Consider the following 24,879-nt stretch of genomic DNA (forward strand, 5'->3'; position numbering starts at 1 on the left):
CCGCTGCCGGCTTTGCCCGGCAGCGGTTTTTGTTTGCGGCGGCTAAATGTTAAACCAGATCGAAGCGATCTGCATTCATCACTTTTACCCAGGCTTTAACAAAATCATGTACGAACTTTTGTTTATTATCGTCCTGCGCATACACTTCTGCATAGGAGCGTAAAATGGAGTTTGAACCAAACACCAGATCAACCCGGGTGGCTGTCCATTTAACCGTGCCGGTTTTACGGTCGACAATATTGTAAAGATTGCGACCAGCTGGCTGCCAGCTGTAATTCATGTCTGTTAAATTAACAAAGAAGTCATTGCTCAGTACACCAGGCTGGTCGGTAAAGACACCATGTTTAGTGCCGGCATAGTTAGCACCCAGCACTCGCATACCTCCCACTAACACCGTCATTTCAGGGGCGGTTAAACCCAGTAACTGGGTTTTATCCAGCATTAACTCTTCTGGCTGCACCACATAATCTTTTTTCAACCAGTTGCGGTATGCATCATGAATGGGTTCGATCACCTCGAATGAGTCGATATCGGTTTGCTGCTGGCTGGCATCACCCCGCCCTGGTGCAAAAGGCACCGTTATGGCAACCCCGGCAGCGTTGGCTGCTTGCTCTACGGCAGCGCTACCGCCAAGCACAATCAAATCGGCGATGCTGACTTTTTTACTCAGGCCAGCCTGAATCGCTGTCAGCACTTGCAATACTTTCGCTAAGCGCTCCGGTTCATTACCCTGCCAGTCCTTTTGTGGCGCTAAGCGAATGCGGGCACCGTTGGCGCCGCCGCGGTAATCTGAGCCGCGGAACGTGCGGGCACTGTCCCAGGCGGTGGCCACCAGTTCAGCAATAGACAAACCGCTTTGCAGTATCTTCGCTTTCAATTCACTAATTTCGCTATCGCTTAGGGTGTAGTCAACAGCGGGTACCGGGTCTTGCCAGATTAAATCCTCTGTTGGCACATCTGGTCCTAAATAGCGACTTTTCGGCCCCAAATCACGATGGGTTAATTTAAACCAGGCACGGGCAAAAACGTCAGAAAAATAGGCAGGGTCCTGGTAGAAACGCTCGGAAATTTTGCGGTACTCCGGATCCATTTTCATTGCCATATCGGCGTCAGTCATAATCGGATTGAGGCGGATAGACGGGTCTTCCACGTCGACCGGTTTATCTTGTTCTTTAATGTTGATCGGTTCCCACTGCCAGGCACCCGCCGGGCTCTTTTTCAGTTCCCAGTCATAAGTAAATAATAAGTAGAAGTAACCGTTATCCCATTTTGTCGGGTGGGTGGTCCAGGCGCCTTCAATGCCGCTGGTCATGGTATCGCGACCAATACCGCGGGTTTTATGATTGTTCCAGCCCAGGCCTTGTTCTTCCAGCTCAGCTGCTTCAGGTTCAGGCCCCAGATTTTCTGCGCGGCCATTACCATGACATTTACCTACAGTGTGACCACCAGCGGTTAAGGCAACGGTTTCTTCGTCATTCATCGCCATCCGCTCAAAGGTGACACGCACATCGTGGGCGGTTTTTAGTGGATCAGGCTGGCCATCGACACCTTCCGGGTTAACGTAAATTAAACCCATCATTACTGCTGCCAACGGGTTTTCCAGGTTGCGCTCGCCAGAGTAGCGGCTACCTTCACTGCCAGAGGGCGCCAGCCATTCTTTTTCTGAGCCCCAGTAAGTGTCTTTTTCCGGATGCCAGATATCGGCGCGGCCACCGGCAAAACCAAAGGTTTTTAAGCCCATAGACTCGTACGCCATATTGCCGGCCAGAATAATTAAATCGGCCCACGACAATTTGTTGCCATATTTTTGCTTAATCGGCCACAGCAGGCGACGCGCTTTGTCGAGGTTAGCATTATCAGGCCAGCTATTCAGTGGTGCAAAACGTTGGTTGCCGGTACCCGCACCGCCACGGCCATCGGCTATACGGTAGGAGCCTGCACTGTGCCAGGCCATCCGGATCATCAGGCCGCCATAATGGCCCCAATCAGCTGGCCACCAATCCTGGCTGCTGGTCATAAAGGTTTTCAGATCGTTCTTCACCGCTTCCAGGTCAAGTTTTTTGAATTCTGTGGCATAGTTAAAATCGCTGCCCAGCGGGTTGGTCTTGCTGTCGTGCTGGTGCAAAATGTCAAGATTAAGGGCCTTAGGCCACCAGTTCATTTCGTTTGACGCGGCAGAAGTATTGCCGCCATGCATCACCGGGCATTTACCGCCGGTGTTATTGTTGCCGTTATCCATGTCTTACTCCTTGTACTGTGCTTATCGAATGGGAATACAACAGGCTCCCGGTTTTATATACAACAGACTATAGACCTGATTTTTCAACAATTAAAGCCACTTTTAATGACCGTCTTAATCAATTTTTATGATTAAGACGGTGTTGATAGCTGGAACGAGGGCTGAGCAGCAGTACTTAACTGTGCTAAAGGAATGAATCAGCGCAATTATCTCATGGTAGGCTAATACCGACACAGGTCATTTCTGAAATAAATCTGGAAAGTTATGTGAAACAAGGGTTGTGCGCCTTTTCCAGAAAAACACCAAATCGCGGTGATTTCTCCTAAAAATACTGGATCCAACTGTATCACTTTCCAGAGTTTTTGCCAGTAGTAGGCTGAAGAATTCACATTGCCTAATGTAATTGATACCGTATTAAAAAGCAGATAGTATTTAAACCGAGGGCCTTGGTACATCACTGCGACCTGCAGACCACCAGGGACATGAGACTAGCCCAAGCTAAATTGCTTGGGCGTTTTCTTTAATCTTACCTGCGTTTAATGCACTCAAAATCACAACTTCTGTTACTTGTGACACTTTTAGCAAAGCTAAAAAATCGAGCGTTTCTGAGAATAATAAAAGATCTTAATGGGATCTGATTTTTATATGGATCTGCTTCAGAGCAAAAGAACTGTCTGGGGCACCAGTTTAACCTTCCAGAACAGTGATATTAACTTCCCTTTTGGGCATTGATAAATTCCAGCACCTTTTGCTGTTGCTCTGTGGTTAGCTTATGAAACGACATCAGTAACTTGGCCATTTCATCAGAATCGCAATAGAAGTAGGCAACAGGGACGTCTAACTCCTCTGCTAGTTTCTTGGCCATATCGTAGTCAGGCAGGTGCCGGCCAGTCTCGTAATGATTCATGCGGCTGCTAGCAGTATTAATGTCGAGCCCAATGCGCATACCAAGCTCTTTTTGTGTGAGGGCTTTCGCTTTTCTGGCCTGTTTAAGTCGAATTGGGAAAGGTGTATGTGATGCCAAAGGATGTTCATTTTCTGATACCGGAATACTTAGATTGTCTTAGTTTTTGATAGTAGAGTATACTTAGGAATCCTAAGTTTTGCTATATCCGATCCGCATCCATAACTGTCAGGAAAATGTAGTATGTCAGTTCGTAAAACGTTGCTTGCCCTTATTCATCAGCATCGACTAGATAATTTCACGATTAGCGACTTAAAATCGTTATGCACTGGTCTTATAACAGCTACTTCAAGTAAACACCTGGGGATAAAAGTCTATAAACAGGTATGGGTGCTGAGCCAAGAAGGTGTTTTAACGGTAAGCAAACATCCGACAGAACCTCAGAAAAATACCTATTCATTGAGTGACAATGGCCAACAGTTAGCAGAAACCATGAGCACCGCTGCAATTCCCGCAGCAACCAACATAAAACCGGACTTAGTGGCATTGCAGAGAAAGCTTAATGATTACAGCACCGCTCTTGCTTCTGCCAGTGCAGAGGCCCAGGAGTATCAGGAGCTGTCCAGGGAGTTCCCAGAACTCAAGCATTCCCTTCAGTCAAAATTCATGTCCGCAAAAGAACGTGCTGTTTTGTACCAGGGACGTCTGTCTGCCATAGAGAGCGTTCTGCAGGATTTTAATTAATGCAGCTACGTCAATGGCAAGAAGACTGCGCATCATTGGCACTTCAAAAGTTTCAGCGTCGGCAAAGACATTTCATGGCATTAGCGACACCTGGTGCTGGTAAAACAGTAATGGCTGCGGTAGTTGCAAAGCGCTTGTTTGATGCCAATGAAATTGACTATGTAGTGTGCTTTGCCCCCTCAGTTGCCGTGCTTAATAGCATGCGGACAACATTTTATTCAGTATTAGCTAAGTCTATGCATGGGCAACTAGGCGCCGCCGGCGGAGTTTATACTTATCAATACCTCGCGAGCAGTAAGAAAGCTGACTGGAGCTTTTTGACAACAAGTCGGGTCTTAGTGGTTTTTGATGAAATTCATCACTGTGGTGGTGACGAGCCAGAATTTGCCAACGCCTGGGGACGAGAGGTTCTGCGCAGTTTGGGGAGTCAGGCAAAGTACATACTGTCGATGACTGGCACGCCATGGCGCAGTGATCTGGCGCCAATTACTCTGGCGAGCTATATCGACCCAGATAAGACGATTCACTGTGACTATGTCTATGGCATTGCAGACGCTATAAATGATGGTGTATGCCGGCTGCCTGAAGTCGTTTTGATAGACAATGACAAGTTGCAGGTAAATGAGGAAACCTATGGATCGCTTAAGTCAGCAATTGAGCATTCTGAGCTTCGGTATTCAGAGCTCCTGGCGGACAGTCAGGCTTTGCGTCATCTGTTAACAGTAGCAGTGCAGCAGCTCCACATCGCAAGACAAGAGCAGCCTAACGCTGCAGGTTTGGTCGTAGCAAGTTCAGTACGTGAGGCAAGGCGAATAAAACACATATTACAGAGTGAATTTAATCAAACGACTGTAATGGTTACCTACCGTGAGCCATCTCCTCAAGCAGTTATTGAAAATTTCAGGACATCCCACAGCCAATGGATAGTCAGTGTTTCAATGGTCTCAGAGGGTACTGACATACCAAGGCTTCGGGTATGTGCACACCTTAGTTTGGTAAGAACCGAATTGTTTTTCCGTCAGGTACTTGGTCGGGTACTTCGATTAATGCCGGGGCTAGCAAACAATAAGGCATGGTTAATAAGTTTCGCAGAAAAATCCCTATTGGAATTTGCACAGCGGTTACAGCAAGACATTCCGGAAAAAATAATTCGCTTTGAAAAGGAAGAGTCGCCAGCAAGCCCTGAGCCGCCTTTGAGTATAGGAACTGGCATTAACTCCTCTCAAAACACTAAATTTCAGGCTTTGGGTGAAAGTTGGAATTGCTATGCCTCAGAGCCTGAAGAGAATCTAGCCAACTCGGCATTACTATTTAGCCTAAAAGGCAATTACAGGCAGCAGGTGTTTTCGATATTTTCAACTGGGACGGCTTGAACGTGTTTAATTTCGTCATTACATTTAATTGTTAATTCTTATTGGGCTGGAGTCTTTTTTGAGCGAGAACCATAAATTGATAGGGCTAAAATCCGAGGGTCTCTAGTATGTTGATAAACCACAATTAATTATCTTTAATGCCTAAAAGCAATGTGTAAGAATTTCGTCTTGAAACATGTTAGGCTCGTTTTAAACAACTTTACTATTTATTCCGCACATTGCTTATAGGGAAGGGAAACCATGTCTGATTACAAAGATCTGAACTTAAATAGGGAAATTCTTATCCCCGCGATCTATAAATTTTTGGAGTTGAATGGTTTTCAGCTAGATGGCGAAATTCAAGAAACACCAAATAAGAAAAGAGTTGTTTTTGGTGCAGCTGGATTGGATTTTGCTACGGTAGACCTGCACCTAAACAAGTCTGGTACAACAACGATTCATTGGAAACTCGGTAAGAATCATGGGCTCGGCGAAACATTTGCTGTCTATCTTAAAGCTACGATAGATCCTGCAGAATTTGAAAACGTAAATTTTGCTCTGAAGGGGATAACTGCGAGTTCATTTGACCCAATTCTGGACTGTGTTGTGGAGTCAACAGATATTGAGATGGAAATCAAACGAGACGATGACAAGTGCAAGCTGGTGACCTTAAGAAGCATCTCTCATCAAGATCAACTGACTCTCACTCATCATCGACAAACAAGGGTTTTGCAAATACAAGGGAAACCCTTATCTTGCTATCGCCGGGTCATATTCATGCTAACAGACTTGCTGGATCTTAAAGGTTTAGAACAAGTCTTATATCGTCAAGACGAAAGTAGCGCTGAGATAGTTAGGAAAGAAATGGCTGAAGATTACGTAAAAAGCTTATTTCCTAAAAGCTATCAATATTTACCAGATCTAGTTAGAAAGCTACTCATTTCTGGCTGCTGTGTGAAGCTTGCCTCGCCCCAGCTCCCAGATTATTGCCTATTACTATATCCAGATCTCCGAGCGTTGGAAGGTGTTCTGAAACAGAAAATGTCTGAATACAGTATGTCGGTGCATGATGCAGAAAATGGTTTTGGTGATTTTTTTGATGTCAGAAATGGTATATGCACTTTGAAGCCTGAATGTTCCACTCTGGTTGCAAATTCCGGCATGGAATATGCGTTAAATAACGGTTATACTTTCTACAGAAAGAATCGCCATACGTTATTCCATATGGAAGAGTTAGTTTCTAGTAGTAGGATGGTTGACACCCTAGATAAAGCTATCGCTTTATCTAAAGATGCCTATGAAGCAATTGACAACCTGTACACAGCGACAATGTGAGACTTATGATCAAAACAATACGCGTTATTGGTGGAATAGCAGTCATAACTGCAACCGCAGACTTCCATCCTTTGCGTCAATTAAAACAGCTGGCTGTTGAACTCGAAAAACTTGATTTCGAGGGCAATGTGCTGTTTGATCTGCTTGCTGTCAATGGATTAGCCCCTAACCGTTTTGCTTCGATGAAATTCAGTGATTGTGCATTTATTCGATCTTCGTTTTCTGTTGAATCTGAAGTAAACCCACATATACAAAGTGAACAGGATACTCTTGCCAAACAAGATCACACTTTTCTTCTTGGTAGTGTGCTTTCTACAGCCGAAATTTATAAATTCACGCACTAACTCAACCAGGCTGGTTTACCCCGTATAAAAATGGTTGAGTTAGCCAGAACGAGCAATTTCATCGAGGCTTGTTTGGTAAAAATTTCTTAGTTAAATGCTTGCGTTTGGTTTCTTTACATGACTGATTTTGGTAATTTTCGGGTATTTAGCACAATGCCTTCCCGTGGTTTGAGCTAATGTTTAGAGCAAGTTTTATCAAGCAGTTCGCCAAAAAAAACCATCGCATCGCGATAGGCTGAAAATGGCTTTCCAACCTGATACCACTGGTTACATCTATACCCTGGTATCAGTACGATGATGCCATTAGACGCTGTCGTCTTCTTTAGCTTTGCTAAGCTTGGTAAGTCATGGCCTATCTCTTTCCATTCACTCAAAAGCGCGACCGCTTGCTTGTCCGATACTAATGAATAATCCATATTCAGCCCCAAAGGTTAATATATAGTAAAAACTAGGTGTTAATATGGTTGATGTAAAGACTTTATGAATTTAAAATCGCTGTAAATTCAGCAAAAGTCCGCAGGAGCAATCTTCAGCATGAAGCCGAGCCAACCAATTCAGTATGTGAGTTTCCCAAGGCCTGTACGACCTGAAAACCCATCGCCACTTGATATGATTATTTATCAGTACGAGCTTAAAGCCAGTGAATTTCATAACGGCAGAAACAGCCAGGCTCCAGCTAACGAGACGACAAAGCAGAGGGCTGAACGCATAGCTAAGCGGGATAAAGACTGGCAACACTTACGTTTGGAGCGCCGTAAAATTGCTGCTCACATTATGTACCAGGAAAATCTGACGGCTTATCGCAAATCTAACGAGTCGAAGTCTGTTCGGGAACTGGCAACCGAAAACCATCATCCAACAAAGATGTTGGCCAGAAACTTACTTGCCGTTGGTGAGCCTAAACCAACGCCAATTCATGAGGCTCACCATATCATCCCGGGGTCCGGCAAACATCGAAAAGATCTGATTATTAGGAGTCGACTGAATCTGCATGCCTTTGGTATTGGGATCAATGACCCACTAAATGGGATCTGGCTGCGTAACTTCGCTAAGAACACTGCTGATGACTGGGCCACACCTGAATCGCCGGCACACAGACCAATTCATACCTACAACTATGAAACCTGGATTGCGTCGAAGTTCTCAAACGATAATCTGCCGGAGCGAGTATTCTTGTCACGGTTACAAACAGTAAAGCGTGAACTTCGCACAGGGGAGCATCCAGCTGATATTCTTGAGAGGAAGACTGGCTGATGGAAAATGAATTAATGGAAAAGACAATAACAGTATATCGACTAAAGCCTGTTGAGAATTCTTATGAAGTCCCCGAGCTGGATCTATTTGCGTTCGCTGACATCCTTGGCGATGAAGATTTATCATTAGTACGGCGCCAACCCAGAACCAATGAAAGTTTACTGGATAAATGGACACCGAGCAGGTGCGATCTGGCATCAGAATACCAGCAAGGATTACCGGTACCGGATGTGTCCTTCTGGGGCTCATACTTGCTGTTGTCAGAAGAGGCTTATAACGCTTTTAAAAACCTGCTGGCTGATGCCGGAGAGTTTTTAGCGCTTCAGGTCGGCTATATGCAGATGTACATTTTTGTTCCGCAGCAGTTTGCGAAAGAAGATACCACAAAGACAGTACGTCATTACGAAGACGGGTTTGAGTGTGGTGTTGAGACATTGGTATTTGAGCAGCAATCATTGGCCGACAAGTCAGTATTTAAGTCAGAATTGTATGGCACTCACGGCCTGTTTGTAACGGATAGCTTTAAAGTGATATATGATAATCACAACTTAGCTGGTATAGAGTTCGACGAGGATCTAGCTGGCATTTTCTAGCAATGAACGTGAACAACACGGCAAAGACGCTCGGTGTAAGACCGGGCCTTGCCTTTTAACAACATAAGTCAGTTTGTAGTCAATCACTTCGCCATCAACTGCAGGCTCTTTATCGGATCGTAAATACGGCATGAGCTAACCAATAGATGAAATCTCAGCATTGTCAGAATTAATCAGGGCCTGATTCGCCTCATCAAATTGCTTTTGGTAGCTGGCTTTGGCCTCTTCAGAAGAGTTTGGATCATTAAGGGCTGTTTTGAGCTTCATCAGACGTTTCTTAATTCTACGCTCCGTCCTGCTGTCTACATGGAAATAAACGGCAAAATACTTAAGCGCGGTGACGGTAATCGCAAATATCAACGGCAAAGCAGGTATGACGATTTCTTTGTGTGGACAATTGTATAGTTCTGTAGCGAAAATTGCTGCAGATACAAGCGCAGCCATTGGAACCCCCAGGAAAGTAGAAGCTTTAGACATTCACCCCTCCTGACTGGTGTTTTTTTGCTCGTAATAACACTTTAACCAATTCATCGTCATCGTCCAAATTAACCTTGGTTACGACAATCTGCCCATCATCATCTTCATACTTAATTTCAATTAATTTTCCCGGGAAAAGTACCTGTCCTAAAATTTCCCCAACCGTGCGAAACACCCACCAAATAGCGGGTGTTGCTAATAACAAAGTTATCCACATCAATGCTTCGATTAGGATCGGTTCCATAAGGCTCAGAGTATTTTCCTATCTTGGGTGGTGCGATGGCGTTTCACTTCTGTAATTCTATACGAATATGAAGTTTTTCCATCATAGATTTTCTTAGTTGTTTCCAAATCTACTTCAAACATTTCATCTTTAACTGGAAAGTCTTGTTTCGCATTCATTCGCTCCATAAAGCCTTCATCGTCCATCTTGACTGCAAATTCTTCATCCCTGATCAAAGCTCGCCAGCCATTACGACTACTGTTGTTTATCTGAATAAATACTACATTTGCGGCGCGATTAGTAACTTCTGTTTCTTGAAATAGTCGCTTTGTAGGAGCTTTAAATGATGGGACATCTTCTTGCTCAATTACAAAGGTTTCTTCATCATTGTCTCCAGAAAATACTTTTATTTTAGCCCCCTCTGCATTTTTAGCGGGCTGTTCGATTACCGTTGCAAGCTTGCTTCTCACACTATGCGAGCTAAGAAGCTCTTTAACGCGAGGATCACACTCCATCTGAGTACCATCTTCTAATGTTAAAAGTGCTTTCGTAAAACCATTTTGTGTTTGGATTAAAGAGGTTTGAATTTTTCTGCTTCGCAGATGTTTAACAATGCCAAACAGGGTTGCTCCCGCAGCTGTTGTTGAAGCAGCTGTTATCCCTATCGTTTTTAGTACATCTATTCCGCCTTCTTGTAACCAAGCAACAAACTCGACTGCAAACGAGCCCTCTTTGTTAGCTTTCACATCAATCTGAACCTCGGAGTGTTCACCATTAAGTATTTTGTCACTTTCTTTAATTAATTCAGCCATACTTATGAGACTTTTACCTAAAACAACGGCATCAATTGTATGATCTTCTGTTTCTGGCATATCGTACGATATGGTAAATTTTTGTTTTGCACCCAGCTTCTTCTGGCTTTCAATGTTCTCTGAATCGTGATTATTGTTACTCATATCAACTTTTAGTCTCCAATCTCTTTGGACAAAATTTATGGACAAGAACTAAGATACTTGACATATTAGGTTTAAAACCACACAAAAAGACACAAATTTCGTATTTATTAGCACTTTGCTTCGTTTCCAAAGTTGTGTTCGTCCATGAACAGCAAATGGCGTGATGACATGGTTTTTAGGTAGATGAAGTCACTAAGGAAAGTATATGACGATCGCATGGACTGACGACTCTTGGAACGCCAACACTTGGATTGGTAGGCGGCGATTTTGGTAAATCTACAATTAAAGCTGTCTATCAAACGACGAATACGAGCATTAAGGTTACTTCAGCAGAAATACGGCATCGATGCAGCGACACTCATAGGGACTATATTAAGAGTTTGGTGTAATCATTCCTTCTCTGCTCTCCCTGCGCCATCAATGCCGTATTCACCATCGATCGCTACAGAGCCGAAGCTACTAGAATTTGTTATCCTCTTAAACGAAATTGGATTTCTGAACGCCACATATTGGCTCAGTTCGACTTATGCGATTCTTGCTGACGATAGCTATCGCAAGAAGATGGCAATGTTTTTCACTCCGGTATCATTGACCGAGGGATTGCTAACTGATTTAGCAGATCAAGGAACTGATTTTGGGAGTCAATCATTCATGGACCCAGCCTGTGGAGGTGCGGCTTTCCTGGCACCGATTGCACTTCGAATGCGAGCAGCTTTGTTGGAAAGAGGGTTTACACCAAGAGAAATTCTCGGACACATCGAGGAACACCTTCATGGTACTGACTTAGATTCAACTCTTTGTGAGCTCTCCAAACATTTTCTTTGCATGGCACTTTATAATGAGATCCAAAGCACTAACTTTGCTCCAAAATTCAATGTTTATCAGGCAAACTCACTCAGCAGTCTTAAATCCAGGTTGGGTAAAATTGATGTCGTAGTTTGCAACCCTCCGTTTCGTAAAATGACTGCAGAAGAGCTAAGTCCTTTACGCTCTGACTATTCAGAAGTAATTGATGCACAACCCAATCTATACTGTTTGTTCATCGCGCTTTGCACACGTTTATTAAGAGAAGGGGGACGAGCAGCACTTGTTACGCCGACAAGCTTTCTTTCAGGCCAATATTTCAGCAAACTGCGTAAATTTCTGATCAATAACACAACTATTGAACATATCGGTATGGTCAGTGATAGACAGGGTGTCTTTATGGATGTCGAGCAAGAGACCGCGCTGACTATATTACGTCGGAGAATTGAGAAAAATCCTGCGCATTCACATGCCAATGTCTCGGTGGTGTCTGCTACTGGTAAATATAGTAGCGTTGGTGACTGCGTCCTGCCTAATCATGGTTTAACGTGGCCAATTCCACGGTCTATTGAGGACGTAACTTTAGTTAAGAAACTGTCTGCCTCAAAATTCAGATTGGCTGACTACGGCTTCAAAGTACGGATTGGCGCCTATGTCTGGAACCGAGACAAGCGACCGAAATTCGAATCTTTAGAGGAGGCAAAGTTAGCTAATGCCGACTCTGTTGCCCCATTGCTTTGGTCACGTGACATTTCCTCTAGAGGCGTTGTTAAAATAGAAAAAAACCCTACGTGGAACGTTGAACACCGGTTTGTAGATATCGGTTTGAAAAATAGCTCTTCGGTGATTAAATCACCTTGTGTACTGTTGCAACGTGTAACTTCGAATGATCAGCCTCGTCGTCTTGTTGCTGCTATCGTAAGCCAAGATATTTTCGATACATATGGTGGGTTTGTAGGCGAGAATCATGTAGTGATCCTTGAGCAAGTAGTCGAACAGCCGGAATTCACTCCGACTAACTTGGTGGAACTCCTGAGCACATATACTGTAGATCGTTACTTTCGATGTATTTCTGGTGCTACAAATGTTTCCGTGTTTGAGCTGAACCAACTCGCACTGCCAGATCCAGCCATTCTCCGTGAAGCTTTGTTGAATGGGAAAGATTGGGATGAAGCTGTGGTTCTGGCCTATCAACTCATATAAGAAATTGAGAATGTTTGGCACGGAGGGCCTTTCAAATGTATGACTCTAAGTCTCTAGCTAAACGTCTTGCAGACAGAGCCAAATCCAGAGCCGAGCTAACAGCTCGCGTTCGCAAGATCATTTCTCGTCAAGCCGCGGCTCGGAAAAATCAACATTGTCTTAATACCAAAGCCTCATGTTGCCCAATACTAGAATCCGACCAAGGAAGAGATACTGAGGGACAAATTCGCTTTGGCAGTGCCAATATAGAATTTCAATGCAGAACCACTGAAAAGCCTATAGTGCCTCAACCATGGACTGTTGACCTGGTAAACACTTTGTTAGAAGCTGCAGAAAACAAAAGTACAACTCTTTGCTTAGTGTGGCCGGCGAAGTTAAATTCAATTCCTTTGCTCCATGCTTTAGCCAACTTGGAGCGACAATTTTCATCTGACCTACGCGGATTTAGAACTTTACTCTTTCCAGCCACTCATGCTTGCAGAGGCGCTCTTCATTCCGTTCTGGCAGACAAAGTCCAGCTGAGCAATTTATTCAGATCATTATGGTCAGTTCACAATGGCTCAACGTTCGAACTAAGCAGTACATCTTCTCAGTCTTTCATTGCTCTTCTTGGCGCCGTTAATGATATTAGAATACAGCACCCTGAGCTTCCAAACCCGTCACTAGCTGAGCTTGTTCCGACATTCGTATTTGACCCTACAAAGCAGGAGTGGATTACTCCGGTTGACAGTCCACTTGAACGTACTCTTTCAAATGTAGATCGCCTTGTAAAACGACGTATTCTTCGCCAAAGAGTAAGGTCAGAATGGGGTATTCCAAATAAGGCTCCCGCCGCTCTTATGGCCTTGCACCATACAGCAAAAAGAGGTGGCTGGAAAAGTGCACTCAAGTCTTCAGCTTTAAGAAACTCAGGCAAACCAGATGTCTTGCTGTTTGATGCAACTGATGCTGCAGCAAAAACAAATTACAGTGCAGTCAAGCGCATCCCAGACTACTTACGTTATTCCCGCGAAAATGGATTGTCGGATAGCGGTTCTGTCATCGTAACAGATGATCCGAAAACGTTCTTTGTCTTCCGTGCACAACTAAATGAAGTCAAATTGGAGTTCGCGACTAAAGTGCTGGCAGCAGAATCTAAAGATGTTTTGCTCTCGGTTAATCCTGAGGAGGCAAATTGGACGCCAACCCTGAGAAGTAATTCAAACTTCAGTATAAGCATCGTAGACCGAGATGCATCTCAGCTTGCGCTTAAATTTCAAAATCTGATGGCTTTCGCTGGAGACGAAGATACACCAGCATACAATGCTCTTCTTCAAGCCGTTATGTATATTCTGCGCATGTCGAACATGCCAGCTGGTTATTCAGATTTTACTTCAGCGTCAACAGATAACGAGGATTATAGCTACAACAACAATCGTAATGCTTGGACACCTGTCAAATTAGCATTACTTGCAGCGCTCCATTCAGGCGTATTAAATCAAGCTCGGCAATCCGTTGAAGATGCGATAAAACGCACAGACAAGCTTATAGATGACTGGAATGACGCAACCCCATTAGCTGCACGCTTGTTCACCGAAATAAAAAAACAAAGTAGACCAGGTAAACGGGGAATTTCATTAGTATTACCAAATAACTACTACATGTCTTTTGCTCGTAGCTTTCTACAACGCAAATTTGGTGATAATTGGGCAGCAGTTGAGCCAACGCTTGAATGGCATACCCTTTCCGCGGTTGCTAAGTCACTGACAAGTGACTGTGTAAGCAATCATTTTGTATTCCTTGGGATAAACCCAGATGTAATACGTGTCCTCTTGACTCATCCTAAAATACCGCATGGTACTGCTGTACTTGTTGCCTATCGTCAAGCTGAGTCCACACTTAAAACATTAATCTCGATGAAAGAGATCGATGAGTTCAAAGCTTACAGGGGAAGGATTGGGCTGTTAGCTCAAGAACTTAAGCGTCGATTGGCAGAGGTTCCGAACCCGATCAATATTAACAAGCTTCGTGAAGTTTCAATGACATTCCAATTTGACGATACAGGACAAGTTTGCCAGAGTGATGATTCTTCATTCCATCTATTTGATTTGGAAGGTGGTCGTCGAACATACATATCTGGCTGGGTCTATCGTTACATGCCAGAACAAGATCCGATGTTCCGGCGTGCGGCAGCTAGCACTATTCAGCCAGGCGATTTCATTTTCGACATGAGTGATGAGTTACGCAACAAGTTAGAGTCATGTTTGCATTTAAACAAAGAGCTTACGGACCCTATGGTTAGCCCAACTCGCATGCTACTCAAACTTTATCATGATGATGTTCAGAGACGGTGTGAGTTGTTTTTTAAATCGTCGAAACGTTCAGTGCTTGCACGTGAGATACATACTAGGATGGTCGAAATAGATTCTCATGCAAAGAAATGTCGACCCGGACGCGTATATTATTGGTTAGCACTATCTCTACACAACGACTCACGCCCTCACGCCCCCAGAGATGCTAGGTATTTCAAAATATTCTGTAAGGCATTGGCTATTAGTGACGACGATGCTGAGCGTCATTGGGGTTTTGTGAAGAATGCCCGTCGCCTGAATCAGTCCCTTGGAAGAGAACTGGTCGCTAGATATGCTGAAATACTCTTTCAGCCAGAAAGTGCAATAGTATACCGAAAAATCTCTGAAGAAGTCCTTTTGGAACTTCAGCAAGATGCGCTTCAGTGCGTTTTCAAAGTTGAAAATGTTGTGTCTCCTACGGCACGTGCAACTAAAAACAAGAAGGAACTTAAAAGTGCCGATTCTTAGCAAGAACCCTCGCGATATTCATCCGGCTTACAAGGAAGCAGTAGTTGACAGCCTACTAAATGGCTTATCCGCACGTTTAGCAGGTCGAGGGGAATTTTATAAGGTCATATACAGTGCGAAGCCAAGTTCAGCACTTATGTCAGAATTCATTTTACCAATGCCGGATGAAGAGCGTGATGGCGACGAAGAAGCTGACCCAATTCGTATTAGCGCACATGGCATGGATTTTCAGGTTAGAGCTGCAGCTATCGACACTGAGATAAGCGTTTCATTAACAGGAGCAGTATATCTCCGCATTCTGCCTACAGAAGAAGAGGTGAAGCCTGGCGGGAGATTAGAAGCAACATTCCCGCTTACTCGAGATGCTCGCAACGAAATTCGTCGCAGAGTAAAGGATGCCCTTAGCAAACTCGTAAATGAATTACCAGGTGGTAAAAAGCATCTAGAGTGGTCGGTCAAAAGTTATCAGACTCGTAAAGATGTTTATGAGTCTATGGGACTGCCTTTCGACAATACTCGGGATCGATCCTCTTTGGAGGAGGAACCAGAAACTGAAGTTGTAGAAGGTAATAATGGCGAGGTGGAAGAAACACCCCCTACCCAAGAAGTTACAGTTTGGGCAAATATGCCAGACAATCTAGCTGAGGACATCGCCCCTCCTCCCAAATGGCTTCGACTAGAGCTCTCACTACCATCATTCAGCTTCACGACAGCAACGGCCGAGACCGACGCTCAGAAAGCAACTCAACTTCTCAATGAGGCGATAGCTAAGCAGATTTCTGATTGGGCGAATAGCTTAGACACTGAAACGGGTGGAAAGCTATGGGGTTACCGACGTTCACGAATTAAACCGTCCGATGTTCTAAACTGGAAAGAATACCTAGAGAGAGTGCGAACGTCTAATCTAAGAATTGTTGTACCGCAAATTGAGCTTCGTTGGGTCGTTAATGTGATGAAGGATCCGATCGATACTACACGCATGACGATCCATCTTGCACTGGAAAATTGGACAGCTCCACTCACAAAGGAAAATTTTAAAGAGTTGGAGCCCTCACTTTTTCAAGTTTCTGTATCCGCGACTCTTCCCGCAGTAGATCATCTGTTAATGCATTTGGATCGAGTGAAACCATCTTACCGTTACAATCAATATCTCAAATACCCAGCACTGGGATTTAATGGCGGCATAACGTCAACTACCAATAAAGGATTACGAAAGCTATCCACTACATGGACACCGCGTTATGTGCTGCCCAGAATTATCCCCACTAATGGGGCAGTAGAACGCAGTATCGAAAAACTGTCATTACCTGGCTGCTTGCAGGGGTTAAAACCACTTGTGACTACCTTTGAGGAGTGGATAAACGAGGTTGAAAATCACCCTGTAGAGCAGGGTTTGGATGGACCCAATGCGAATGAGCAGCTGAAAGCTGAGAAAGAAAAACTGCAGCAGGATATCGTTGCATGGCAAAGTGAGCTAGCTGCAATTCGCTGTGGTATCGCGATACTTGAAAAGTCACATTCGCATTGGAGCGGGCCTGGTGTCCAGGAATCACCTCTTGGTATTCCTTTCGAGGCTTGGTTGTCAATGAATGCTGCAATGGCTAAAGTTTCAAAATCGAAAGGCTACGATGAATGGCGACTTTTCCAGCTTGCTTTTATACTTTCTTCTATTCCTGCATTCGCCACTCGAATACCAGTATTCCATAGCTTTTACACACCCGAAGTCGCGAAAAATGCTAATGCAGTTACTTTACTTTACTTCTCGACAGGCGGCGGAAAATCTGAAGCTTTTTTAGGGTTGCTTGTATACGTGCTGTTCCTTGACCGACTGAGAGGAAAACACAGAGGGGTTTCTGCCCTAATGCGTTATCCTTTGCGGCTACTCACCCTGCAGCAAGCACGTCGCACATTCTCAACGATGGGGGCAGCTGAAGAAGTGCGACACATGCGCTGTCATCCAGGTGAACCGTTCTCGCTTGGATTCTGGGTCGGCGGTAGCAACACACCGAATTGGCATTCTGAAGACGGATACAATGATGTGCCAGCAGACGACATAGCTTTGCCAGCTTCAGAGCTCAACCTGAAAGATTCACAGCCTTATAAAAGTGCTCGTGAGCGCTGGCTCAAGCTATCTTCGTGTCCATTCTGTGGCAACAGAGACGGCAGTTTGTTGGCACTCCGCCGTCACTCTGGTACTGGTGGCAATTCGTTAGGGCATTACTGCACGGCAACAAAAGACAACTGTTCTTGGAATGCAAGATTTGCAAAGCCAACACCTTTACCATTCTATATTGTCGACGAAGATATCTACGGCTTAGCTCCATCTGTACTTCTGGGCACTGTAGATAAACTCGCTGCTATCGGGCAGTCACAGGGAACAATCCGCAAGTTTTATGGAATGTTCGGTTTCGCCCCCCTCGCCGAAACAGGAAGCGAGCGATTGCTAATCCCTATGAAGCCTAAAGATTGGTCGGAGTCGGTGAGTACCACTTCACGAAAACTATTTCCATCATTTTCTTCGGGCGAAAAACTTTTCTTCGACCCATATCCTAGCCTACTTATTCAGGACGAAGCCCATTTGTTAGACGAGTCCTTAGGGACTTTTTCGGGTTTGTTTGAGTCTGCATTAGAAGCTTCCTTTGACCAGCTGTCACCACTGTTGAAAGGCTATCTTTCATATGAACCAGACTCGAATGTTCGCCGAAAAATAAAAATTATTGCTGCGTCGGCAACGGTTAGTGAGCCTCAACGCCAAATGAGTCATCTCTACCAACGGAATCATACTATCCAATTCCCATATCCTGGGCACACATTATACGGTTCGTTTTATGCCACACCATTACAACCAGGCAATACTGAAGACGATGCGGAGCGTTCAGAAATTCCTATCGATGACGTAGAACTCCGCAGTCACTGGGCCCGAGTGTATGCTTCTGTGTTGACTAACGGTCACCGTCACACAGTAGCCATGGCTTCAGTGCTTGGACATTATCATCTAATGGTTACGGGATTATATGAACGTCTTCGCAGTGAGGACGAATGCGATCTAGATATAGCTAGGAATGAGCTTATTCGTTGGGTGTCGCCTGGCCCACTGCAGTCTCAGTTCATTCGAATGCTTAAAGGTGCAGATGCTTCAACACTACTGACGTTGGTTGATCTGCATAGGATTGCACTAACCTATGTTACCAACAAGAAAGGAGGTGACCAGGTAATTGATACTGAAAAAGTCCAATTCGAGAAACTTCACCATGCTTGTGGTTATTCGAATCAATCGTTGAACTCGGAGCTAATATCTGGTTCAGTCTCAGCAGCTGATATTCAAGATATTGTTCGACGAGCGGAGATGCGCGTTAGCACCGGCAAACCATTCCCTGATCTTAAAGAAACGTTGCGGTCTATCATCGCTACGTCTGCTATCTCACACGGAGTTGACGTAGAAGAGTTCAATGCAATGTTCTTTGCGGGTATCCCGTCCGATATTGCGGAGTACATCCAAGCATCATCGCGTGTTGGTCGTACACATGTGGGCTTTTCGTTGCTAGTGCCTGTGCCCCAGAGGTATCGCGATAGGTTTGTTCTAGAAATCCACGACATTTTTCATCGGTTTCTTGAACGAATGATTTTGCCAGCGGCGATTGATAGGTGGGCAGAGAAAGCCCTAATAAGAGTGATGCCAAGCTTCTTCCAGCAATACGTATGTGGTATTAACGCTATCGAACGCTTGTGTCTGGCAGAAGACAGCATAAAGCACAACAGCCCAACATATTTTATGGCTCCGGATGTACGAGACTTTCTTGCAGTTCCTGCCAACATGGAAGCTCTTGAAACTTTTATGGCAAAAGCATTAGGTCTTTCTTTGTCACCTACCCTTAAAGGAAAGACGTACTACTACTCGCTACTTAAGGAGCAACTCACACACTACCAACAAGATTTAAACGTTGCTCGGCTGGTAAATGGTACTCGTTTGGGTCAGTTTTTTGCCATACGCGATAGCCTTTTGAGACCGATGACGTCGCTACGTGATGTAGACCAACCAGGCCTTATACATGAATCGAGCATTGATGCGTCTGACAAGCGTGTTCGCGAAGGAATGACATATAAGGCAATGAAATTTATTCGGCGTGGTGACGGGGCCGATATCGATTCGACGGATGAAGCAACGGAAGCGAGAAGCTAAGGGGAGATAATAATATGGCCAAAGCCAAAACAATGAACAGGTCTCGTAATCAACTTGCGACAGCCTACGCTCCAGAGAGCTTCTTTACCTTTGAAGGTGGAATAGGGGCATGTATTGCTCGCTCTACGGCCGGAGAGTTTGCGGATTTGCCAGAGTCGACTATGACTCTAGTGTTCGAACGAATGAGAGAACTCGGACTTGCTTGGTTCAACACTGCTTTGTCAGCAAGGAATAATGACCCTACTAAGAATAAAGTTTTGCCAGCTCAGTGCGTCGATCAAGTCCTCTTGGACCAAACAAAGGCAGAGTTTCAGTTGCCTGGCCAAGATCGCTTCTATCTGTGCCGTCCTTCACATATGGAGTACACGCCGGCACCTCTGACTTTCGTTTGTCGAACGTGTGGGATATTTCAGGATTATGAGACTCTCAGCGATCTAGATAGTAAAATTGATAAACTCACCCCCAAATATTGCCCAAACCCCAAGAGGGCCGGCCGATGCGATTGGGAGCAGCTTGACGTTATTTTCGTGCACTGGTCAGGTCATTGGGAAGCAGCTTTTCCAGGCCAATGGCATTGGAACGATAGCGAAGGTAAAGCAGTCAAGCGCCGAGATAGCTGTGTTTGCGGGAGTTATTTGTTCAAATTGAATCGGCGATCCGCTGGTATTGGTGATTGGTTTTTTGAATGCGCAGCCTGTGACAAGCCGCTTTCTCCGAAATGGCTACAGAATGATGTTGCTACTATACGTATTATTGGTCCTGCTATGGCGCCGGAGCGGCTGACTGAAGTGCGTATGCAGGCGACTCCATATCGTGCATCCAGTGCGTACTATATCAAATCTGATTTGTTTATCGACTTTAAAGACGGTAGCCAGAAGTTGCTAACCACATTGCAACCGAAGAGAGAATCAGAACTCAAAGATTTTTTAGCAAAACAGTTTGGATTTGCAGCTCAACCTTTCACGGATGGAGATGTTCAAAAGGCCTGTGAAGGTAAAGTGGAGTGCCAAAAGGATCTTGCCGACTATTTGTCAGCCGTACAACAAATTAAAGCAGCAGAACAGCCGCCTGAGAATTTACCGGAAGCATTCCGAGCCTCTTTGAAAGGGCTGCTAGACGTTGCATATAATAATCGTCAACGCATCGTTGATGATCTGCGCCAAAGACAGATCTTGCTACCTAAGTTAGATCTTCCTCTGTCGGTTGTCTCAAATCTTCAGAACAGACAATCACTTTTCGCATCGAAATTCGATCCTTTCCGTCTAGCTGTTGAGCACGCAGCACTTAAAAACACACGATTAGATGTAGAAACTCGGGCAAATGGAAAAAAACCTTACGTGTCTTTCACTCGGTTAGATACAGACTTAGCTCCTGAAAACACAGAAGAGACAGAAAAGCTACAGAATGTAACAAGCACATTGCTTGATAAACTTGGTATCGAAGACATGGGCTTAATTAGAGAGTTTGATCTGTGCCGATTTAGCTTCGGGTATTCGAGAATGGAGTCTACACCAATTCTGCAAGACAAACGGGGTATTAATATGCCCGTTCGCCTCAATTTGTTTCCGCCTGTGAGATATAACGACAGGATGAGGTATCCTGTCTATGTAGTGCAACAGAGCAATGAGGCATTATATGTGCGTCTGAAAGAAGAACTTGTTCTTGAATGGCTTGGCAGTCTAAATTGCCCGGATATGTTCACGCTCAATGACGGAGAGAAAATTGGGGCGGGCCTGCTAGGGGCAGCTAAGCAGATGAATCCATTTTTAGACAACTTACCTGAAACTACAACACCACCAGTATATTTCTATTTGTACACCTTGCTCCATAGTTATTCGCACTTGCTGATGAAGCATGTATCTGAATATTCTGGACTCGACCTTGGGTCTTTGGGGGAATACATTTTTCCTGCTGACTTGGCTTTTGTCATCTACCGCAATGGCACAACTATGGACTTGGGTAACCTGTCCTCACTTTGGCGTAACTCAGGATCAGCAATGCTGACCGCAATGTTGAGTCCGAAAGCAACACAATGTGGCACCGGTTCTTTGTGTACTGGTAGAGGTGGTGCTTGCCCTGATTGCATAATGATGCCAGAGACATCCTGTATTGCTGGAAATAAGCTCCTATCTCGGTCAGTTCTGCGGTCCATAGGTGGTACAGCCCGCTTTGATAAGCGGAGTGTACCGATCAACGGCTATTTAGATATAGCTGCAAAGTATTAACTAGTACTTCAGCCTTAACACTGATTGCATATCCTAAGCATGCCCTGTTTAATAAACTAAACAGGGCATGCTTTGCGGGGAGGATAAATACTTATTTATGAGCTTTTGTGTGAGTTTCTAAACGGAAACCTAATTATCAGATCAAGAGTTGTCGTACCCAACTCGGGACTTATGGCCATATCATGGTGCAACTTTCGGTCAAATTCTCCACTGTATTTCAAATTTACCGCATCTACGAGCGGCATTAATGTTCAAAGCAGCTATTAAATCATTTCCCCTAACTTCATCTCGTGCAGAACTTGAATTAGTTCATCGCGTTTTTCGGCTGTAGCAAGCAGGCTGCGGGGACATTGGCCATCTAACCTTGGTATTGGCGTATCAAGCCACTCATTAATCTGAGCTATGTCGTTATTAAAAATGACATCTAGCTCATGCTCGAGCTGCAGTTCTGAACAAGTTTGATTGTTTTGCATGTGCTTGCCTTAAATACCCGCAGTGGATTGCTGTTTTGCTGAGTGCTTATCGAACTATGCCTAGAATTGTATAGAGCCGGGGAGCCTTCCCGCTCACGGGCTGGGGGAACATTGCTCCGGCATCGACAACACCAGTTTCCTAGTCCAGGTCAGTTGTGACGAATGAATTATAAGTTCAAATGAGCACGGTGTCACAGCAGTACTTCGCTATCTTCGCGTTTACTTTGCTACTGGTAAATCGCGCCAGTTGGTGGTGTAGGCCGGCGACAGTAACTCACGCTTCATGCTCCAGTCCTGCTTGGTACCCTGGCTGGCAAACCAAATGGTTTTACCATGTTTGGCGTTTAAATTATCTATCAGCTGCATTAATTGGTGGTCTGATTCTTTTTTAATAAGCGGCTCATCAAAAAGGCCTGGTTGATGCACACCGGGGTCGTAAAAGTCGGAAAGCATTACGCCGGCTTTGGCGTAGCGATACCCATCCAGCCAGAGCCCATCTAAAAGCTGCATAGCTTTTGCCAGGAAAATTCTGGTATCGCCAGTTGGACTGTCAAGCTCAACGCTTTTACTGGCGCTATAAGGTGCATCTTTATCACTAAACGGGCTGGTTCGCAGAAAAACGGTTAAGTACTTTGCTTCTTGCTGCTCCTGACGCAGCTTTTTGCAGGCGCGGCTAATGTACTCGCTAATCGCTTCACGCATTTGTTGTTTGTCGGTGATTCGTTCGCCAAAAGCCCGACTGCTGACAATCTGCTTTTTCGTCGGCGCCATTTCCTCCAGTGCAATACAAGACTCACCATTAAGTTCACGCACGGTACGCTCAACCATAACCGAGAAATGTTGCCGAATAAACTTAGGGTCGGCATCAGCCAGCTGCAATGCGGTGTCGACGCCCAACTGCTGCAGGCGTTTTGTCAGCTTGCCGCCGATACCCCAGACCTCATCCACTGGCAGTAATGCTAGCAGCTTGCGCTGGCGTTCTTTACTGGTTAAATCGACTACACCGCGGGTTTTCTGCCAGGTCTTGGCTGCATGATTAGCAAGTTTGGCCAATGTTTTGGTAGGGGCAATGCCGACACATACTGTGATACCTGTGCACTTTTGTACTAGCTGTCTTGCAGTTAAACCAAACTCAGTCAGGTTCTGACTGAAGTCTACCCCGGTGAGATCGAGAAATGCTTCGTCGATTGAATATACCTCAACCCGGGGTGCCAGGCTTTCTAGTAAGCTCATCACCCGCTGCGACATATCCGCGTAGAGCGCATAGTTGGATGAGAAGGCAACTACGCCATGCTTTTGCATCAGCTCGCGCACTTGAAATACCGGGACGCCCATTTTGATACCCAGCTTTTTCGCCTCCCTGGAGCGGGCTACCACACAGCCATCGTTGTTAGACAGCACAACAACAGGTGTATCAGCCAGGTCTGGGCGAAACAGTTTTTCACAACTGGCATAGAAGTTATTGCAATCGACCAGGGCGAAAATATGTTGGCTCATTTACATTTTATTTGCCGGATAACGTTCGTCACAACACCAAAAATGCTGAGCTCTTCGCCGTTACGAGGTCTTATAGGCTTGTATGCCGGGTTGCGGGGCAGTAAAGCAAGTGACGGGTGTGTGCAGAACTCTTTCACGGTAAACTCACCGCCCACTGCAGCTACAACGATATCGCCATGCTCGGCATCAATGGAGCGGTCTACCACCAGGACATCGCCTTCATAAATGCCGGCTTCTATCATCGAGTCGCCCTTGACACGAACAAAGAAGGTTGCATTCGGGTGGCGGATACATAGCTCATTTAAGTCGAGTGTGCGCTCAACATAGTCTTGCGCAGGCGAAGGAAACCCGGCTTTTACCGGGTCGCCATAAAGTGGGATCTTACGTTTTGGCCAAACACTGGCATCACCAAGGTATACTGCTGACATACAAACCTCAAAAAACTGTATATAAATACAGTATATCAGTCAGTGAACAATTGCCAACAAGTATGAATTAATTTAGCACTAATCTCGCAGGAAGCTGGCGGGAATTCGCTCTAAGCTCGCCTAAATGTGTGAGATGTCACACTTTCGTGAAAATGCTTGTAGAAGCTTTTTTGTGGATCACAAAAGATCTTCTGCTTGCGTTTAATGTGTAGTGGCTCATATCTGGCCTTGCAGTTGAGATGAGATGTTATAATCTAAACTGACAGTCAGTTATGAGCTAATTGTGGTCGTCTAGAGCAACGGCTTACGAAAAATGAACGGCTGTTATGCCTTAAAATATGGGACATCCGTATCCACATCTTTTATCTTGTATGGCAACTAAGGCTGCAGTAATAGCAGCCGTCAAATTTATAACCAGGAAACTTTCGATATGCTTCCTGCACCGCGGATTGACATGTGGCATGCTCACCAAGGGAAATCTGATTCTCCACATTAGGTAAGTACTGACACGTATTTACATTGTGAACTTCATGCTCGCCAGTTGATTGAGCATTTTTATTAACGATATATCTAGCCATGATAGGCTCCTAAATTGTAGTTGAAATAAAGCCCCTAATTCAGGGGCTTTAGACGCTGATCAGTTAGGTGTTGATCTGTAGTGTTCAGGAACCTTCGTACCATCTTTCTTGGTATGAGCTGGAACGTGAACTTTCTTCTTGCCGCTTTGCGTCTTAGCCATGCTAAAAACTCCTAGCTTGAAAGTTATTATTTGGCTGCTACAATTCAATTCCTGCGAAAGGGAGTAGCAACCGCCATGGTTGATGCTCAGATCTCTAACCGAGTGCGAATC

At 44.9% G+C, this 24,879-nt stretch carries 19 protein-coding genes; 10 read left to right on the forward strand and 9 right to left on the reverse strand.

What is annotated here, in order from left to right:
* Positions 1–49 precede the first annotated feature (49 nt).
* Together katG and WG68_RS13110 are read right to left on the reverse strand one after the other, a co-directional pair.
* Positions 50–2,239, reverse strand: a complete 2,190-nt coding sequence (katG, locus tag WG68_RS13105; RefSeq protein WP_046558165.1) for a catalase/peroxidase HPI — start codon at positions 2,237–2,239, stop codon at positions 50–52.
* A 709-nt stretch (positions 2,240–2,948) separates the two neighbouring features.
* The gene (locus WG68_RS13110; RefSeq protein WP_046558166.1) at positions 2,949–3,263 is read right to left on the reverse strand and encodes a helix-turn-helix domain-containing protein; all 315 of its coding nucleotides are present in this window, start codon (positions 3,261–3,263) and stop codon (positions 2,949–2,951) included.
* Between the two features lie 123 nt (positions 3,264–3,386).
* On the opposite strand from WG68_RS13110, the gene WG68_RS19165 reads away from it, so the two are divergent.
* The 4 genes from WG68_RS19165 to WG68_RS13130 all read left to right on the forward strand — a co-directional run bounded on the left by WG68_RS19165 (position 3,387) and on the right by WG68_RS13130 (position 6,918).
* Positions 3,387–3,887 (forward strand): hypothetical protein, encoded by a 501-nt coding sequence (locus WG68_RS19165; protein ID WP_052749089.1) that lies wholly within the window; start codon positions 3,387–3,389, stop codon positions 3,885–3,887.
* On the forward strand, positions 3,887–5,260 hold the full coding sequence (locus WG68_RS13120; RefSeq protein ID WP_046558167.1) for a DEAD/DEAH box helicase: 1,374 nt from the start codon (positions 3,887–3,889) through the stop codon (positions 5,258–5,260). The genes WG68_RS19165 and WG68_RS13120 overlap by 1 nt, the downstream gene beginning before the upstream one ends.
* Positions 5,261–5,500: 240 nt before the next feature.
* Complete coding sequence (locus WG68_RS13125) at positions 5,501–6,574, forward strand: type II toxin-antitoxin system RnlA family toxin (RefSeq protein ID WP_046558168.1); 1,074 nt, start codon at positions 5,501–5,503, stop codon at positions 6,572–6,574.
* Positions 6,575–6,579: 5 nt separating this feature from the next.
* Complete coding sequence (locus tag WG68_RS13130; protein ID WP_046558169.1) at positions 6,580–6,918, forward strand: type II toxin-antitoxin system RnlB family antitoxin; 339 nt, start codon at positions 6,580–6,582, stop codon at positions 6,916–6,918.
* 173 nt (positions 6,919–7,091) lie between these two features.
* On the opposite strand, the gene WG68_RS13135 is transcribed toward WG68_RS13130, so the two are convergent.
* On the reverse strand, positions 7,092–7,334 hold the full coding sequence (locus tag WG68_RS13135) for a hypothetical protein (RefSeq protein ID WP_046558170.1): 243 nt from the start codon (positions 7,332–7,334) through the stop codon (positions 7,092–7,094).
* Positions 7,335–7,452: 118 nt separating this feature from the next.
* On the opposite strand from WG68_RS13135, the gene WG68_RS13140 reads away from it, so the two are divergent.
* The gene (locus WG68_RS13140; RefSeq protein WP_046558171.1) at positions 7,453–8,172 is read left to right on the forward strand and encodes an AHH domain-containing protein; all 720 of its coding nucleotides are present in this window, start codon (positions 7,453–7,455) and stop codon (positions 8,170–8,172) included.
* Complete coding sequence (locus WG68_RS13145; protein ID WP_046558172.1) at positions 8,172–8,765, forward strand: hypothetical protein; 594 nt, start codon at positions 8,172–8,174, stop codon at positions 8,763–8,765. Before WG68_RS13140 ends, WG68_RS13145 begins: the two co-directional genes overlap by 1 nt.
* A gap of 135 nt (positions 8,766–8,900) precedes the next feature.
* Here WG68_RS13145 and WG68_RS13150 read toward each other — a convergent pair whose 3' ends face one another.
* From WG68_RS13150 to WG68_RS13160, 3 genes are read right to left on the reverse strand one after another with little or no spacing between them, the layout of a single operon-like run.
* On the reverse strand, positions 8,901–9,242 hold the full coding sequence (locus WG68_RS13150) for a hypothetical protein (RefSeq protein WP_046558173.1): 342 nt from the start codon (positions 9,240–9,242) through the stop codon (positions 8,901–8,903).
* Positions 9,235–9,486, reverse strand: coding sequence for a hypothetical protein (locus WG68_RS13155; RefSeq protein WP_046558174.1), 252 nt, complete (start codon positions 9,484–9,486; stop codon positions 9,235–9,237). The genes WG68_RS13150 and WG68_RS13155 overlap by 8 nt, the downstream gene beginning before the upstream one ends.
* 5 nt (positions 9,487–9,491) lie before the next feature.
* Complete coding sequence (locus WG68_RS13160; protein WP_046558175.1) at positions 9,492–10,421, reverse strand: hypothetical protein; 930 nt, start codon at positions 10,419–10,421, stop codon at positions 9,492–9,494.
* A 267-nt stretch (positions 10,422–10,688) separates the two neighbouring features.
* On the opposite strand from WG68_RS13160, the gene WG68_RS13165 reads away from it, so the two are divergent.
* From WG68_RS13165 to WG68_RS13180, 4 genes are read left to right on the forward strand one after another with little or no spacing between them, the layout of a single operon-like run.
* A complete protein-coding gene (locus tag WG68_RS13165) occupies positions 10,689–12,428 on the forward strand; it encodes an HsdM family class I SAM-dependent methyltransferase (RefSeq protein ID WP_200897598.1) in 1,740 nt (579 codons plus the stop codon).
* A 35-nt stretch (positions 12,429–12,463) separates the two neighbouring features.
* Positions 12,464–15,226, forward strand: a complete 2,763-nt coding sequence (locus WG68_RS13170) for a hypothetical protein (protein ID WP_046558177.1) — start codon at positions 12,464–12,466, stop codon at positions 15,224–15,226.
* Complete coding sequence (locus WG68_RS13175) at positions 15,213–19,406, forward strand: DEAD/DEAH box helicase (RefSeq protein ID WP_046558178.1); 4,194 nt, start codon at positions 15,213–15,215, stop codon at positions 19,404–19,406. The genes WG68_RS13170 and WG68_RS13175 overlap by 14 nt, the downstream gene beginning before the upstream one ends.
* 14 nt (positions 19,407–19,420) lie before the next feature.
* The gene (locus WG68_RS13180) at positions 19,421–21,631 is read left to right on the forward strand and encodes a hypothetical protein (protein ID WP_046558179.1); all 2,211 of its coding nucleotides are present in this window, start codon (positions 19,421–19,423) and stop codon (positions 21,629–21,631) included.
* 263 nt (positions 21,632–21,894) lie between these two features.
* On the opposite strand, the gene WG68_RS13185 is transcribed toward WG68_RS13180, so the two are convergent.
* From WG68_RS13185 to umuD, 3 genes are all read right to left on the reverse strand, one after another.
* Positions 21,895–22,104, reverse strand: a complete 210-nt coding sequence (locus WG68_RS13185; RefSeq protein ID WP_046558180.1) for an antitoxin Xre/MbcA/ParS toxin-binding domain-containing protein — start codon at positions 22,102–22,104, stop codon at positions 21,895–21,897.
* A 219-nt stretch (positions 22,105–22,323) separates the two neighbouring features.
* Complete coding sequence (umuC, locus tag WG68_RS13190) at positions 22,324–23,601, reverse strand: translesion error-prone DNA polymerase V subunit UmuC (protein WP_046558181.1); 1,278 nt, start codon at positions 23,599–23,601, stop codon at positions 22,324–22,326.
* Positions 23,598–24,029, reverse strand: a complete 432-nt coding sequence (gene umuD / locus WG68_RS13195) for a translesion error-prone DNA polymerase V autoproteolytic subunit (RefSeq protein ID WP_046558182.1) — start codon at positions 24,027–24,029, stop codon at positions 23,598–23,600. Before umuD ends, umuC begins: the two co-directional genes overlap by 4 nt.
* Between the last annotated feature and the right edge of the window lie 850 nt (positions 24,030–24,879).

It is taken from the genome of Arsukibacterium ikkense (assembly GCF_000987775.1).
Taxonomy (GTDB): Bacteria; Pseudomonadota; Gammaproteobacteria; order Enterobacterales; family Alteromonadaceae; genus Alishewanella; species Alishewanella ikkense.

Coding starts and splice junctions, on each gene's coding strand:
- katG (WP_046558165.1), bottom strand. CDS start 2,239: ATGGATAACGGCAACAATAACACCGGCGGTAAATGCCCGGTGATGCAT.
- WG68_RS19165 (WP_052749089.1), top strand. CDS start 3,387: ATGTCAGTTCGTAAAACGTTGCTTGCCCTTATTCATCAGCATCGACTA.
- WG68_RS13120 (WP_046558167.1), top strand. CDS start 3,887: ATGCAGCTACGTCAATGGCAAGAAGACTGCGCATCATTGGCACTTCAA.
- WG68_RS13125 (WP_046558168.1), top strand. CDS start 5,501: ATGTCTGATTACAAAGATCTGAACTTAAATAGGGAAATTCTTATCCCC.
- WG68_RS13130 (WP_046558169.1), top strand. CDS start 6,580: ATGATCAAAACAATACGCGTTATTGGTGGAATAGCAGTCATAACTGCA.
- WG68_RS13135 (WP_046558170.1), bottom strand. CDS start 7,334: ATGGATTATTCATTAGTATCGGACAAGCAAGCGGTCGCGCTTTTGAGT.
- WG68_RS13140 (WP_046558171.1), top strand. CDS start 7,453: ATGAAGCCGAGCCAACCAATTCAGTATGTGAGTTTCCCAAGGCCTGTA.
- WG68_RS13145 (WP_046558172.1), top strand. CDS start 8,172: ATGGAAAATGAATTAATGGAAAAGACAATAACAGTATATCGACTAAAG.
- WG68_RS13150 (WP_046558173.1), bottom strand. CDS start 9,242: ATGTCTAAAGCTTCTACTTTCCTGGGGGTTCCAATGGCTGCGCTTGTA.
- WG68_RS13155 (WP_046558174.1), bottom strand. CDS start 9,486: ATGGAACCGATCCTAATCGAAGCATTGATGTGGATAACTTTGTTATTA.
- WG68_RS13160 (WP_046558175.1), bottom strand. CDS start 10,421: ATGAGTAACAATAATCACGATTCAGAGAACATTGAAAGCCAGAAGAAG.
- WG68_RS13170 (WP_046558177.1), top strand. CDS start 12,464: ATGTATGACTCTAAGTCTCTAGCTAAACGTCTTGCAGACAGAGCCAAA.
- WG68_RS13180 (WP_046558179.1), top strand. CDS start 19,421: ATGGCCAAAGCCAAAACAATGAACAGGTCTCGTAATCAACTTGCGACA.
- WG68_RS13185 (WP_046558180.1), bottom strand. CDS start 22,104: ATGCAAAACAATCAAACTTGTTCAGAACTGCAGCTCGAGCATGAGCTA.
- umuC (WP_046558181.1), bottom strand. CDS start 23,601: ATGAGCCAACATATTTTCGCCCTGGTCGATTGCAATAACTTCTATGCC.
- umuD (WP_046558182.1), bottom strand. CDS start 24,029: ATGTCAGCAGTATACCTTGGTGATGCCAGTGTTTGGCCAAAACGTAAG.